Source organism: Vibrio sp. CB1-5, assembly GCF_059412285.1.
The window spans coordinates 51,013-64,761 of the sequence record NZ_JBJHPB010000025.1 but is presented as its reverse complement, the minus strand read 5'-3'; the positions used below and the strand labels follow the sequence as shown (position 1 = coordinate 64,761).

Here is a 13,749-nt window from a genome sequence, read left to right as displayed (position 1 = left end):
CGTAATCATTGCTGTATGTTCAAAGGTTCATCTTGCTACCAGCAGGATAAAACCCCTTATAAACACAACAAGTGAACACAATGAACTAGGTACAACAATGCAATTTTCGAAGTTTGGTGAAAAATTTAATCGTTACTCAGGTATTACCCAATTAATGGATGATCTTAATGATGGCCTTCGCACTCCAGGTGCCATCATGCTCGGAGGTGGTAACCCAGCCGCCATTCCTGCCATGCTCGAGTATTTTCACCAAGCCAGTAGTGACCTCCTCGCCAGTGGTGAGCTGGTGGCTGCCATGGCCAACTACGATGGTCCACAAGGAAAAGATGCGTTTGTTAAATCGCTCGCCAAGCTATTGCGTGATACCTATGGCTGGAACATCACCGAAAAGAACATCAGTCTGACCAATGGCAGCCAAAGTGGATTTTTCTATCTATTTAACTTACTCGCAGGTAAGCAAAGCGATGGCAGCCACAAGAAAATCTTGCTACCAATTGCACCCGAATACATTGGTTACGGTGACGCAGGCATAGACGAAGACATCTTTGTCTCCTATCACCCAGAGATTGAGCTGCTTGATAACGGTCTATTCAAATACCATGTGGATTTTGAGCACCTAGAGATCGATGATTCGGTTGCCGCAATTTGTGCTTCTCGCCCAACCAACCCGACGGGTAACGTACTCACCGACGAAGAGATCCATAAGCTGGACAAGCTGGCTCGTGAAAATAACATCCCATTAATCATCGATAACGCCTACGGGTTGCCATTCCCAAACATCATCTTTGAAGATGTGGAGCCGTTTTGGAATGAGAACACTATCCTTTGTATGAGCTTATCTAAGCTAGGCTTGCCAGGATTGCGCTGTGGTATCGTCATTGCCAGTGAAGAAGTGACGCAAGCGATGACCAATATGAATGGCATTATTAGTCTAGCGCCGGGCAGCTTTGGTCCCGCACTCGCTCATCATATGATTGAGAAAGGCGACATTCTAGAGCTTAGCTCGAACGTCATTAAGCCGTTCTACCAGCAAAAATCCCAGCGCGCGGTTGAGTTATTGCAATCGGCGATTACCGATCCACGTTTTCGAATCCATAAGCCAGAAGGCGCTATCTTTTTGTGGCTATGGTTTGATGAGCTACCCATTACCACTATGGAGCTCTACCAACGCTTGAAGGACCGCGGCGTGTTGATTGTCCCTGGGGAATACTTCTTTATCGGTCAGGAAGATGAATGGGATCATGCCCATCAGTGTCTGCGCATGAACTATGTGCAAGATGACGACAAAATGCAGCAAGGTATAGCGATTATCGCGGAAGAAGTTGCTAAAGCATACTTGCAAGGCACTGGCGCTTAAGGCTGTTGATAAAATAGAATAGATACAAAAAGAGCGCCTTCTGGCGCTCTTTCACTCTTTATATCAGGGCTTTCATTTCAGCGAAATGATTAGCCTTCGATCAGTTTGTTACCACCAATCTCAATTTTACGTGGCTTCATCGCTTCTGGAATCTCACGCTCCAGATCAACGTGAAGTAGACCATTTTCCATACTTGCACCCACGACTTTCACGTAGTCAGCAAGCTGGAACTTACGCTCGAAATCGCGCTCTGCGATGCCTTGGTACACGTAGTTTTTGCCTTCTTCAGCTTTACGTTCACCCTTAACAATCAGCATGTTCTCTTTTTGAGTAAGATCGAGTTGGTCTTCAGCAAAGCCAGCCACTGCCATAGTAATACGGAAGTGATTCTCGTCTTGTTGTTCGATGTTGTATGGAGGGTAACCGCCCGAAGAATTTTTCGCTGTGTTCGCTTCCATCATGTTGAATAGACGATCGAAGCCAATTGCGTTGCGGTATAAAGGAGTGAAATCTACAGTTCTCATAATGCTATCCTCATAGTAAGCAATAGTCTTAGTCGTGAGTGTTCACCAACACCAAGTTCATAAACCGATGCCGTGACGACTAAGGGATTTATCCACCACTCCGCTGACAGCCTTGCTGTTCGGGGACGTAGCAACAAATCATATTTTTTAAGTGTGCCGTTAAAGCTATCCTCCACTGAGCGATACTTTGCTGGCGTCTAAAAGGTCTGTTTCTTCTCTCTTGAGCAAGACAGCTTCCTCTTCATAACTAGATATAGGGATGGCGAAAATCGCTTTCAAGGCATTTTCTTTAATTATTTTTATAACGGTTATTTTTCATAGAGTTAAAAACAAAAAAGACCGCCGTGTAAGGCAGTCTTTTTGTTTTTAGATTGGTTTATCGAAGCTGGGTGAGCTGAGTTCAAGGAGAAGGCGCGCAATTTATAAGTATAAATGAGCACCTTCGACGCAGAAATCAGTTCAGCCAGCGAAGAGAAACCAATCTAAACGTCTAGGTTAGCTACTTTCAGTGCGTTCTCTTCGATGAAGTTACGACGAGGCTCTACTTGGTCGCCCATGAGTGTCGTGAACAGCTGGTCTGCGCCAACCGCATCTTCAATCGTTACTTGCATCATACGACGAGTCTCTGGATCCATTGTGGTTTCCCAAAGCTGATCTGGGTTCATCTCACCTAGACCTTTGTAGCGCTGTAGGCTTAGACCACGACGCGATTCTTTGATTAGCCAGTTTAGGGCATCTTCAAAGTTGCTCACCGGTTGAGTACGCTCACCACGTTTCACGTAAGCACCCTCTTCAATCAGACCTTCTAGAGCTTCCGATAGAGATGCTAGCTTGCCGTACTCTTTCGAGTTCAGTAGGTCGATACTGAGTACATGTTCATGAGTCACACCGTGAGTACGCACGATAATTTTCGGCAGATTCAAACCTAGCTCAGCGTGCTGTTCAACCTCAAAGCTGTATTGGCTTGCGCCCACTTCTTTCACATTTAGCTGCTCAACAAGCTGCTTAGACCATGCTTCAACCGCCGCCGCATCGTGACATTGCTCAGCTGTTAGGCGTGGCGTGTACATGAACTCACTCACTAGTGCGTGCGGGTAGCGACGAGCCATGCGTTCAGCAATCTTCACTGCACCGTTGTACTGCTGCACAAGTTTCTCTAGTGCTTCACCGGCTAGTGCTGGAGCTTCAGGATTCACGTGAAGAGCTGCGTTGTCTAGTGCCAAAGAAACTTGGTACTGGTTCATTGCATCTTCATCTTTGATGTACTGCTCTTGCTTACCTTTCTTCACTTTGTAAAGCGGTGGCTGAGCGATGTACACGTAACCACGCTCGATAAGCTCAGGCATTTGACGGTAGAAGAAAGTCAAAAGTAGCGTACGGATGTGAGAACCATCGACGTCCGCATCGGTCATGATGATGATGTTGTGGTAACGCAGTTTATCTGGGTTGTACTCGTCACGGCCGATACCACAGCCTAGAGCTGTAATTAGCGTTGCCACTTCTTGTGAAGACAGCATCTTATCGAAACGTGCTTTCTCAACGTTTAGGATCTTACCTTTCAGTGGAAGAATCGCTTGGTTCTTACGGTTACGACCCTGCTTAGCACTACCGCCCGCAGAGTCACCCTCCACTATGTACAGTTCAGAAAGCGCTGGGTCTTTCTCTTGGCAGTCAGCCAGTTTACCTGGCAGACCCGCTAGGTCTAGCGCGCCTTTACGACGTGTCATCTCACGCGCTTTACGCGCTGCATCACGTGCGCGAGCGGCGTCAATGATCTTAGTACAAACAATCTTCGCTTCACCTGGGTTCTCTACTAGGAACTCAGACAGCTTCTCACCCATCGCAGACTCAACCGCTGATTTCACTTCTGATGAAACCAGCTTGTCTTTGGTTTGGCTTGAGAACTTCGGATCTGGCACTTTCACCGATACGATAGCTGTTAGACCTTCACGAGCATCATCACCTGATGTCGCTGTCTTGGCTTTCTTAGAGAAGCCCTCTTTATCCATGAATGAGTTTAGCGTACGCGTCAGTGCGGCACGGAAACCTGCAAGGTGGGTACCACCATCACGTTGAGGGATGTTGTTGGTAAAACAGTAAATGTTTTCTTGGTAGCCATCATTCCACTGCATCGCCACTTCAACCGTAATGCCATCATCACGCTCGTTATCAAAGTGGAAGATTTTCTGAATGATTGGTGTCTTGTTGGTATTTAGATGCTCAACAAACGCTTGGATACCACCTTCAAACATGAAGTGATCCATTTTGTCTTCTTCGCGCTTATCGACAAGCTTGATTGAGACACCTGAGTTTAGGAACGACAGTTCACGTAGACGCTTGGCAAGAATGTCGTAGTGGAACTCTACATTAGAGAAGGTTTCTTCACTTGGCCAGAAACGGATCTCTGTACCCGTTTTGTCAGTATCACCAATCACTGCTAGTGGCGCCTGTGGCTCACCGTGGTGATAAGTTTGAGTATGAATGTGACCGCCACGATGGATTGTCAGTGTCACTTGCTTGGACAGTGCGTTTACAACAGAAACACCTACGCCGTGCAGACCACCCGATACCTTGTACGAGTTGTCATCGAACTTACCACCCGCGTGAAGTACCGTCATGATAACTTCTGCCGCAGACACTTGTTCTTCTGGGTGCATTTCCGTTGGAATACCACGGCCATCATCGCTAACAGAAACAGAGTTGTCCTCATGAATAGTCACGATAATGTCGCTACAGTGACCTGCTAACGCTTCATCAATTGAGTTATCAACCACCTCAAAAACCATGTGGTGTAGACCGGTTCCATCGTCCGTGTCGCCGATGTACATTCCCGGACGCTTACGTACCGCATCCAGACCCTTTAGTACCTTAATACTCGATGAATCGTAATTTTCTGACATGAGTTTCTCTCACTATTTACCTTGCTCTATTGTGCCATGTTCCACATGAAACATCTTGCCATTTTCGTCAATCATGTCGGCAACTTGGCTTTCGGTAATAGAGCTTACAAAAACTTGAGCCTGAGTCTGTTTTAAGTAATCCGCTAAGCGTTTACGACGCAGGCTATCTAATTCTGAAGCAAAGTCATCTATCAGATAGATACATTGCTTTCCGGTCAACTCTGCGAGGTGCTGCCCTTGCGCAAGGCGCAGCGCGCACATCATCAGTTTCAATTGACCACGAGACAACACATCCTCTACAGGGGTGTTGTTCACTTTAATTCTTAAATCGGCTTTATTTGGGCCACTAAAGGTGTATCCCAAACTTTGGTCACGCTCAAAGTTACGTTCTAAGAGCTCGCCATACGGCGTATCTTTTTCCCAGCCACGGTAGTAACCGAGTTTAATTTCAAACTCCGGCAGAAAAGACTGACACATTTCCTCCGCCAAGGTTTTCATTTGCTCGATATAGGTGCGGCGCCAACCATCAATTTGTTCAGCAAGCTGGGCTAAATCTCTATCCCAGTAGCTCAACTCTCGGTAGCTGGTGGCCGTCTTAAGTAGCGCATTGCGCTGCTTACTGAGACGCTTAAAGCGACCCCAAGCCTCAAAAAAACCGGGCTCAGAGTGAAATACACCCCAGTCGATAAATGCCCGACGAAACTTAGGGCCATCAGTGAGCAATTCAAAGCCCTCTGGATGGATAAGTTGCAGCGGTAGAACCTTGGCAAGCTGAGCTAACTTTTGCCCAGATTGACCGCCTATTTTAACCTCTGTTGAGCCATCGCGCTGCTTATTAATGCCAATGGGTATCTCAAATTGATCCGAGTTCAAAAAACGGCCATGTACAAACAGCTCTTGGCAGTCATTTTGTATCACTCGACCGGTGAGCGAACTTTTAAATGAGCGTCCATGACCGAGTAAATAGATCGCCTCCAACAAGCTGGTTTTGCCACTGCCGTTGGGGCCGATAATAAAGTTAAAGCCTGTGGATAGTTCAATATCACAGGCTTTAATATTTCGAAATTGCTGTACGATTAAACGCGTAAGCGGCATAACGTCATGCTCGTCTTAGAGACGAATCGGCATCACCACGTACATGGCACTGTCATCTTCGCTATTTTCAATCAACGCACTGGCGTTGGCATTTGACATCGAGATGCGTACTTGGTCGCAGCGAAGCGTGTTAAGTACATCGAGAACGTAAGAAACGTTGAAACCAATCTCGAGCGCGTCACCTTGGAAGTTCACGTCGAGCATCTCTTCAGCTTCTTCTTGCTCTGGATTATTAGCCGTAATGCGCATCTCGTTATCCGCTAGGTTGACGCGAACACCGCGGAATTTCTCATTCGATAGAATCGCGGCACGGGAGAACGCTTGACGCAACTCATCACAGTTAGTTTCGAGTGTTTTGTCGGTATTTTGCGGCATTACGCGGCGATAATCAGGGAAACGACCATCAACAAGCTTAGACGTAAAGACATAGTTGTTCACTTCGGCACGAATGTTAGAACTGCCAATTTGCAGCGTTACTGGCTGCTCTGGCGCATCTAGAAGCTTAGAAAGCTCCTGTACACCTTTTCGCGGCACAATGATCTGTTTGTTGTCAAAACTGCCTTCTAGCGCCACCGTTGCCACCGCCATACGGTGACCATCAGTCGCCACTGAGCGCAATGTTGTTTGGTCTAACTCAAACAACATACCGTTTAGGTAGTAACGCACATCTTGGTTAGCCATTGAGAACTGAGTCTTGTCGATCAGCGACTTAAGCTCAGCTTGAGTCACCGTCACCGCCACTTCTTGCTGCCAGTCTTCAATGTTAGGGAAATCGCTCGCTGGCAATGTGGATAGTGAGAACCGGCTACGACCAGAGCGTACTTGTACGCGATCGCCTTCTAGTACGATAGTGATTGTTGAGTCATCGGGTAGCCCACGACAGATATCGAGGAACTTACGTGAAGGAACGGTCACACTGCCTGCTTCAAATTCACTCTCTAACGTCACCTTACTTACCAACTCAACCTCAAGGTCAGTCGCGGTAAGAGAAAGTACCCCTTCTTCGACTTTAAGAAGCAAGTTGCCCAAAATAGGTAATGTAGGACGGCCGCCTAATGCACCGGAAACTTGTTGTAACGGCTTTAGTAGGTGATGACGTTCGATAGTAAATTTCATAGATAACTCTTCGTAAAGATGGCAATCCATGCCACTTATATGCGAAATACAATAACTTGAATGCTAATTATAGTGATTATGCCACTATTATGAAGAAAGCGTGCGAATTAAGTTGGAATAGTCTTCCTTAATGTCATGACTCTCTTCACGGAGCTGAGCGATTTTACGACACGCATGCAGCACGGTAGTGTGGTCACGACCACCAAATGCATCACCAATCTCTGGCAGGCTGTGGTTGGTCAACTCTTTCGCGAGCGCCATCGCTAGCTGACGCGGGCGAGCAACAGAACGAGAACGACGCTTAGAAAGCAGATCCGCTACTTTAATCTTGTAGTATTCAGCAACCGTCTTTTGAATGTTATCAATCGTTACCAACTTCTCTTGCAGAGCCAGCAAGTCACGTAGCGCTTCACGAACAAAATCGATGGTAATTGGACGACCAGTAAAGTTGGCGTTAGCAATCACGCGATTTAGGGCGCCTTCCAACTCACGGACGTTTGAACGCAGACGCTTAGCAATGAAGAATGCCACTTCATCCGCTAGGTGAATTTGGTGGTCTTCGGCTTTTTTCATCAAGATCGCCACGCGAGTTTCCAACTCTGGTGGTTCAATAGCCACGGTCAAGCCCCAACCAAAACGAGATTTCAGGCGATCTTCTACGCCGTTGATCTCTTTCGGATAACGATCCGATGTCAGGATGATCTGTTGATTGCCTTCAAGCAGCGCATTAAAGGTATGGAAGAACTCTTCTTGTGAACGCTCTTTATTGGCGAAGAATTGAATATCATCGATAAGAAGCGCATCAACACTGCGGTAGTAGCGCTTAAATTCTTCAATTGCGTTGTTTTGTAGCGCCTTAACCATGTCCTGAACGAAACGCTCCGAGTGCATGTACACCACTTTCGCGTTTGGCTTGTTATCAACAATGGCATTGCCTACAGCGTGCAATAGGTGAGTTTTACCTAGACCTGTACCGCCATATAAGAACAGCGGGTTATAGGCCGCACCAGGGTTATCCGCCACCTGACGTGCCGCAGCAAGACCAAGCTGGTTCGACTTACCTTCAACGAAGTTGTTGAACTTATGCTTGATGTTAACGTTCGAGCGATGATTGATGTCCGAGACTTCTGCCTCATCATCCCAGGTTTTATGCACAGGTTGGCGCGCTTGTAGCTGCGCAGGCGCAGAAGACTCAGCCGCAACGTCAGCAGCGGTCTTAACTGGCTTAGGTGCTGGCGGCGCAGAAATCGGCTTGCTGCCGACTTCGAAACGAAGATTCGGCACATCATTACCACAGTACTCTTTCAGTAGGCGGTTAATGCTGTTGAGGTATCTATCGCGCACCCAGTCGAGTACAAAGCGGTTAGGCGCAAATAGAGTTAAGGTGTTGTCATTAAGCTCAGCTTGCAGGGGTCTAACCCACATGCTGAATTCGGTAGCGGGTAGCTCTTCTTGTAGACGTTGCGAACATTGCAACCAAAGCGAAGATGACACGGTGCTCTCACTCTATTTATTGGAATTGGAAAAGATTGGTAATTTTACCTGTTGATAACCAAGATCGCCAGCAAATGATCGGCGATCCAGTGAATAAGATCTAAGTTATTCACAATTTTTTCGGTCGATTTGGCTTGATCCACACAATATTCCCTAATTTTACTCACAAACGCATGCACAAAACACAGATCTACCCACAAAATGCGAAACATGATCTAACTTGTGTATAGATCCGTGTTTAAGCTGTCATCGAATTTGATCAAACCTTGAACAGAGATGAACAAAAAGTCAGCGTTCAACCACGGATTTGTTATGGTTAATAACAACTCGTTATTTAACTTATCGACAGTTTTACCAGTAACATCCTCTCCATAAACCGAAGGAGTAGTAAAATGAAAAACTGGATTAAAAGCCTACTAACGGCATTAGTGCTTTCTGCAACCGTATCTCAAGCAGCATATGCTGCGACAGCACAAGAAGTGAAAGTCGGCATGTCTGGTCGCTACTTCCCATTTACCTTTGTTAAGCAAGATAAGTTACAAGGGTTTGAAGTTGACCTTTGGGATGAAATCGGTCGTCGTAACGACTACAAGGTCGAGTACGTGACTGCGAACTTCTCTGGGTTGTTTGGTTTGCTTGAGACCGGTCGTATCGACACCATCTCAAACCAGATCACCATGACCGATGCACGTAAAGCGAAATACCTATTTGCAAACCCATACGTGATTGATGGTGCACAGATTACTGTTCGCAAAGGCAATGACAGCATTAAAGGTATTGAAGACCTCGCAGGTAAAACGGTAGCGGTAAACCTTGGTTCTAACTTTGAGCAGCTACTACGTAGCTACGATAAAGACAGCAAAATCAACGTTAAAACCTACGATACAGGTATTGAACACGATGTTGCCCTTGGTCGCGCTGATGCATTCGTGATGGATCGCCTATCTGCACTTGAACTTATCAAGAAGACAGGTCTGCCACTACAGCTAGCAGGCGAACCGTTCGAAACGATTGAAAACGCATGGCCATTCGTGAACAACGAAAAAGGTCAAAAACTGCAACAAGAAGTCAATGCGGCACTGGCAGATATGCGTGCAGATGGTACGCTAGCGACTATCTCTGAGAAGTGGTTTGGCGCAGACATCACTAAAAAGTAAGTGATCACTATTATTACGCCCACTACGCTTGTTAGTGGGCGTTTGTTTTTCTAGAAGTTTGGTAACGTTATGGGATTTGATTTTCAATATATGCTGGAGCTGATGCCGATACTGCTCAAGTATCTTGGCACTACGATGGAAATGGCAGTATGGGGACTGGTGTTCTCTCTGATCTTGTCGGTCATCTTAGCGAATATTCGTGTTTTCAAGATCCCAGTCCTCGATCAGCTCAGTCAGCTCTATATCAGTTTTTTCCGCGGCACCCCACTTTTGGTGCAGTTGTTCTTGCTTTACTACGGTCTGCCACAAATCTTCCCGTGGATGGTCGGACTGAATGCATTTAGTGCTGCCGTCATCGGTTTAACACTCCACTTCGCGGCATACATGGCAGAAAGCATTCGTGCTGCCATCATCGGTATTGATCGCAGCCAAATGGAAGCGAGCTTGTCAGTGGGTATGACAACCAGCCAAGCTATGCGCCGCATTATTTTGCCGCAGGCGACCCGTGTCGCTTTACCATCGCTGATGAACTATTTCATCGACATGATCAAATCGACATCACTGGCCTTTACACTCGGCGTGGCTGAAATCATGGCCAAGGCTCAAATGGAGGCGTCATCCAGCTTCCGCTTCTTTGAAGCTTTCTTGGCAGTCGCACTGATCTATTGGGGCGTGGTGTTAGTGCTTACTCGCGTACAACTGTGGGCTGAACAAAGATTGAACAAGGCATATCAACGATGATTAAACTGGAAAATATCCACAAGCAGTTTGGCGAAACAGAAGTCCTAAAAGGTATCGACATCGATATCAAACAAGGTGAAATCATCGTCATTATTGGCTCAAGCGGCACCGGAAAATCGACGCTGCTGCGCTGCGTAAACTTTCTTGAGCAAGCAGACAAAGGCAAAATCACCATCGATGATGTGACGGTCGATTGTCAGAGCCACACGAAAGCCGAAGTATTGGCACTGCGCCGCAAAACCGGCTTTGTCTTTCAAAACTACGCTCTGTTCGCGCACATGACTGCGCGTCAGAACATTGCCGAAGGTCTTATCACCGTAAAAGGCTGGAAAAAAGACCAAGCGCTTGAAAAAGCGCAGCAAATTCTCGATGACATCGGTCTAGGCGATAAAGGGGATCAATACCCTGCGTCCCTATCCGGTGGACAGCAACAGCGTGTCGGTATTGGCCGCGCTATGGCGCTCCAACCGGAGCTGTTGCTCTTCGATGAACCAACTTCAGCACTCGATCCTGAGTGGGTTGGTGAAGTACTTAACCTTATGAAAAAGCTCGCAACTCAGCATCAAACCATGTTGGTTGTGACCCACGAAATGCAATTTGCCAAAGAGGTTGCCGATAGAGTGATCTTTATGGCCAACGGCCATATTGTGGAACAAGGTACGCCAGAGCAAATCTTTAATGATCCACAGGATATCCAACTTAAGAAATTCCTGAATCAGGTTGGGATCTAATAATGATCCTTGCGCTCTTGCTCACAAAAAGTATAATTCGCCGGCTGGAATTGAAGTTGAACTGATTATTGACTCTTGACGAGTCAGTGATTACAATTCCGCCTCTTTGTTGAGAGGCGTCGGATTTCCTCTCTATCTCTATATAGAGAAGAAGACGGGAAATAAGTCCCACGCCGGGTTCAACGAGAACCTAAAACTACTGATCAGTAAAGGTAATAACCATGTCTAAACGCACTTTTCAACCTTCAGTTCTAAAGCGCAAGCGTACTCACGGTTTCCGTGCTCGCATGGCGACTAAGAACGGTCGTAAAGTAATTAACGCACGTCGTGCTAAAGGCCGTGCTCGCCTTTCAAAATAATCTTCTATTTTGAAAAAGCATGCCTTTATTCGGGAGTTACGCTTGTTAACTCCCGAGCATTACCAAAATGTATTTAAGCAAGCTCACCGAGCTGGCTCCCCCCATTTCACCATCATTGCCCGCAAAAACTCGCTATCACACCCTCGTCTTGGTCTAGCGGTTCCTAAAAAGCAGATTAAAACAGCTGTCGGCAGAAACCACTTCAAGCGCCTGGTACGTGAAAGTTTTCGTAACAAACAACACGAGCTTCCAAGCAAAGATTTTGTTGTAATTGCGAAAAAGAGTGCGCAAACTCTCAGCAATGAAGAAATGTTCCAACTTCTAGATAAGCTATGGCATCGCCTGTCTCGCCCTTCGCGTGGTTAGCTATTGGTCTCGTCTATCTGTATAGATGGGTCATAAGTCCTCTTATTGGGCCACGTTGTCGGTTCAACCCAACTTGCTCTCTTTATGCAATAGAAGCCCTTAAAGCTCACGGTTTTGTAAAAGGGTGTTGGTTATCAGGCAAACGTCTATTAAAATGCCATCCTTTGAATGAAGGGGGTTTTGACCCCGTACCACCAGCCCAAAAACAAGACAGAGATAAATAACGATGGATTCTCAACGTAATATTCTGTTAATCGGTTTGGCTTTGGTTTCTTTTTTGCTGTTCCAACAATGGCAATCTTATAAGAATCCAGCTCCAGTTCCGACTCAGCAGACGCAAAGCAGTACTCTACCTGCGCCATCTTTCGCTGATGAGCATGATCCTGCGCCAGGCCACACAACAGCGGCCGCAGATAAAATCATCACAGTGAAAACCGACGTACTGACCCTAGGTGTCACAACAGTGGGCGGTGATGTTGTTACCGCAAACCTAAACGAGTACGCAACCGAGTTGGAATCTAGCGACCCGTTTGAGCTACTAAAAGACTCACAAGGTCACCAGTTTATTGCTCAAAGTGGTCTGGTAGGCCCTCAAGGTATCGACCTTAGCAGCACAAGCCGTCCAGCTTACTCAGTATCTGCAGACAGCTTCACGCTGGCTGACGGTCAAAACGAGCTACGTGTACCAATGACATTCGAAGCGAATGGCATCAGCTACACCAAAACCTTCATTCTAAAACGTGGCCACTACGACATTGATGTTGAATACACGGTAAACAACAACTCTGGTCAAAATGCAACGTTTGGCATGTACGCTCACCTTCGTCAAAATCTTCAAGACAAAGGCGGCAGCATCACAATGCCAACCTACAATGGCGGTGCTTACTCAACTCAAGACACTCGCTACAAAAAATACAGCTTCGAAGATATGCAAGATCGCAACCTGTCTCTTAACCTGACTGATGGTCAAGGTTGGGCAGCGATGATCCAGCACTACTTCGCAGCCGCGTGGATCCCACGTGAAGCACCGGGTACTAACCTTTACACTCGCGTGATTGGTAACCTAGGTGATATCGGTGTTCGTATGCCAAACACGACGATTGCCGATGGCCAAGCAGCAACATTGAAAGCAACGCTTTGGGCAGGTCCAAAACTGCAAAGCGAAATGGCTGAAGTTGCGCCAAACCTAGACCTAGTAGTGGACTACGGCTGGCTATGGTTCATTGCGAAACCACTTCACACACTACTGTCGTTCATTCAAGGTATTGTGGTGAACTGGGGTCTAGCAATCATCTGTTTGACCTTCATCGTACGTGGTGCGATGTACCCACTAACGAAAGCACAGTACACCTCTATGGCGAAAATGCGTATGCTTCAGCCTAAGCTGCAAGCAATGCGTGAGCGTATCGGCGACGACCGTCAGCGCATGAGCCAAGAAATGATGGAACTGTACAAGAAAGAGAAAGTTAACCCACTGGGTGGCTGTCTGCCAATCTTGCTACAGATGCCTATCTTCATCGCTCTGTACTGGGCACTAATGGAATCGGTTGAGCTTCGTCACTCACCATTCTTCGGTTGGATTCATGACCTTTCAGCTCAGGACCCGTACTACATTCTGCCTCTACTAATGGGTGCAAGTATGTTCCTGATCCAGAAGATGAGCCCAACGACGGTAACAGATCCAATGCAGCAGAAGATCATGACCTTTATGCCGGTTATGTTTACCTTCTTCTTCCTTTGGTTCCCATCAGGTCTCGTTCTTTACTGGTTGGTTTCTAACATCGTGACGCTTATCCAGCAAACGCTGATTTACCGAGCGCTCGAGAAGAAAGGTCTACATACTAAGTAGCCCAAACGAATCATAATTGAATTCGATTAAATAAAAGGCGACCTAAGTGGTCGCCTTTTT

Annotated in this window: 13 protein-coding genes; 8 read left to right on the top strand and 5 right to left on the bottom strand. The window is 46.7% G+C overall.

The genetic code is table 11. From position 1 onward, the window contains the following. The first annotated feature begins 97 nt into the window (after positions 1 to 97). A complete protein-coding gene (locus ACJB0T_RS16745) occupies positions 98 to 1,357 on the top strand; it encodes a valine--pyruvate transaminase (protein WP_479292078.1) in 1,260 nt (419 codons plus the stop codon). Positions 1,358 to 1,446: 89 nt separating this feature from the next. Here the strand turns inward: ACJB0T_RS16745 and ACJB0T_RS16740 are convergent, their stop codons facing one another. From ACJB0T_RS16740 to dnaA, 5 genes are all read right to left on the bottom strand, one after another. Then, positions 1,447 to 1,881 carry an Hsp20 family protein gene (locus tag ACJB0T_RS16740; RefSeq protein WP_479292080.1) on the bottom strand — a complete coding sequence of 145 codons (435 nt, stop codon included), beginning with the start codon at positions 1,879 to 1,881 and terminating at the stop codon, positions 1,447 to 1,449. 482 nt (positions 1,882 to 2,363) lie between these two features. Further along, positions 2,364 to 4,781, bottom strand: coding sequence for a DNA topoisomerase (ATP-hydrolyzing) subunit B (gene gyrB / locus ACJB0T_RS16735; RefSeq protein WP_479292081.1), 2,418 nt, complete (start codon positions 4,779 to 4,781; stop codon positions 2,364 to 2,366). A 12-nt stretch (positions 4,782 to 4,793) separates the two neighbouring features. After that, positions 4,794 to 5,876: a DNA replication/repair protein RecF gene (gene recF, locus ACJB0T_RS16730; RefSeq protein WP_479292083.1), complete on the bottom strand. Its 1,083-nt coding sequence runs from the start codon at positions 5,874 to 5,876 to the stop codon at positions 4,794 to 4,796. Between the two features lie 15 nt (positions 5,877 to 5,891). Beyond that, entirely contained in the window at positions 5,892 to 6,992 is a 1,101-nt protein-coding gene (gene dnaN / locus ACJB0T_RS16725; protein ID WP_479292085.1) for a DNA polymerase III subunit beta, read from the bottom strand. 87 nt (positions 6,993 to 7,079) lie between these two features. Beyond that, positions 7,080 to 8,486 (bottom strand): chromosomal replication initiator protein DnaA, encoded by a 1,407-nt coding sequence (gene dnaA, locus ACJB0T_RS16720; protein ID WP_479292087.1) that lies wholly within the window; start codon positions 8,484 to 8,486, stop codon positions 7,080 to 7,082. Positions 8,487 to 8,878: 392 nt separating this feature from the next. Between dnaA and ACJB0T_RS16715 the strand changes: the two genes are divergently transcribed. From ACJB0T_RS16715 to yidC, 7 genes are all read left to right on the top strand, one after another. After that, positions 8,879 to 9,643, top strand: coding sequence for an amino acid ABC transporter substrate-binding protein (locus ACJB0T_RS16715; RefSeq protein WP_479292089.1), 765 nt, complete (start codon positions 8,879 to 8,881; stop codon positions 9,641 to 9,643). A gap of 69 nt (positions 9,644 to 9,712) precedes the next feature. After that, a complete protein-coding gene (locus ACJB0T_RS16710) occupies positions 9,713 to 10,384 on the top strand; it encodes an amino acid ABC transporter permease (protein WP_042502447.1) in 672 nt (223 codons plus the stop codon). Next, a complete protein-coding gene (locus tag ACJB0T_RS16705) occupies positions 10,381 to 11,115 on the top strand; it encodes an amino acid ABC transporter ATP-binding protein (RefSeq protein WP_479292091.1) in 735 nt (244 codons plus the stop codon). The genes ACJB0T_RS16710 and ACJB0T_RS16705 overlap by 4 nt, the downstream gene beginning before the upstream one ends. 221 nt (positions 11,116 to 11,336) lie before the next feature. Continuing rightward, the gene (gene rpmH / locus ACJB0T_RS16700) at positions 11,337 to 11,474 is read left to right on the top strand and encodes a 50S ribosomal protein L34 (protein WP_004400210.1); all 138 of its coding nucleotides are present in this window, start codon (positions 11,337 to 11,339) and stop codon (positions 11,472 to 11,474) included. A 9-nt stretch (positions 11,475 to 11,483) separates the two neighbouring features. Then, positions 11,484 to 11,840: a ribonuclease P protein component gene (gene rnpA, locus ACJB0T_RS16695; RefSeq protein ID WP_081941689.1), complete on the top strand. Its 357-nt coding sequence runs from the start codon at positions 11,484 to 11,486 to the stop codon at positions 11,838 to 11,840. Then, positions 11,807 to 12,064 carry a membrane protein insertion efficiency factor YidD gene (gene yidD, locus ACJB0T_RS16690; protein ID WP_479292094.1) on the top strand — a complete coding sequence of 86 codons (258 nt, stop codon included), beginning with the start codon at positions 11,807 to 11,809 and terminating at the stop codon, positions 12,062 to 12,064. Before rnpA ends, yidD begins: the two co-directional genes overlap by 34 nt. A 2-nt stretch (positions 12,065 to 12,066) precedes the next feature. Further along, positions 12,067 to 13,689 (top strand): membrane protein insertase YidC, encoded by a 1,623-nt coding sequence (yidC, locus tag ACJB0T_RS16685; RefSeq protein WP_479292096.1) that lies wholly within the window; start codon positions 12,067 to 12,069, stop codon positions 13,687 to 13,689. Positions 13,690 to 13,749: the final 60 nt, after the last annotated feature.

Bases quoted from the DNA above. Each gene is read 5' to 3' on its own strand.
- rpmH (WP_004400210.1), top strand. From the start codon at position 11,337: ATGTCTAAACGCACTTTTCAACCTTCAGTTCTAAAGCGCAAGCGTACT.
- gyrB (WP_479292081.1), bottom strand. From the start codon at position 4,781: ATGTCAGAAAATTACGATTCATCGAGTATTAAGGTACTAAAGGGTCTG.
- ACJB0T_RS16745 (WP_479292078.1), top strand. From the start codon at position 98: ATGCAATTTTCGAAGTTTGGTGAAAAATTTAATCGTTACTCAGGTATT.
- recF (WP_479292083.1), bottom strand. From the start codon at position 5,876: ATGCCGCTTACGCGTTTAATCGTACAGCAATTTCGAAATATTAAAGCC.
- ACJB0T_RS16715 (WP_479292089.1), top strand. From the start codon at position 8,879: ATGAAAAACTGGATTAAAAGCCTACTAACGGCATTAGTGCTTTCTGCA.
- ACJB0T_RS16705 (WP_479292091.1), top strand. From the start codon at position 10,381: ATGATTAAACTGGAAAATATCCACAAGCAGTTTGGCGAAACAGAAGTC.
- ACJB0T_RS16740 (WP_479292080.1), bottom strand. From the start codon at position 1,881: ATGAGAACTGTAGATTTCACTCCTTTATACCGCAACGCAATTGGCTTC.
- yidD (WP_479292094.1), top strand. From the start codon at position 11,807: ATGGCATCGCCTGTCTCGCCCTTCGCGTGGTTAGCTATTGGTCTCGTC.
- dnaN (WP_479292085.1), bottom strand. From the start codon at position 6,992: ATGAAATTTACTATCGAACGTCATCACCTACTAAAGCCGTTACAACAA.
- yidC (WP_479292096.1), top strand. From the start codon at position 12,067: ATGGATTCTCAACGTAATATTCTGTTAATCGGTTTGGCTTTGGTTTCT.
- ACJB0T_RS16710 (WP_042502447.1), top strand. From the start codon at position 9,713: ATGGGATTTGATTTTCAATATATGCTGGAGCTGATGCCGATACTGCTC.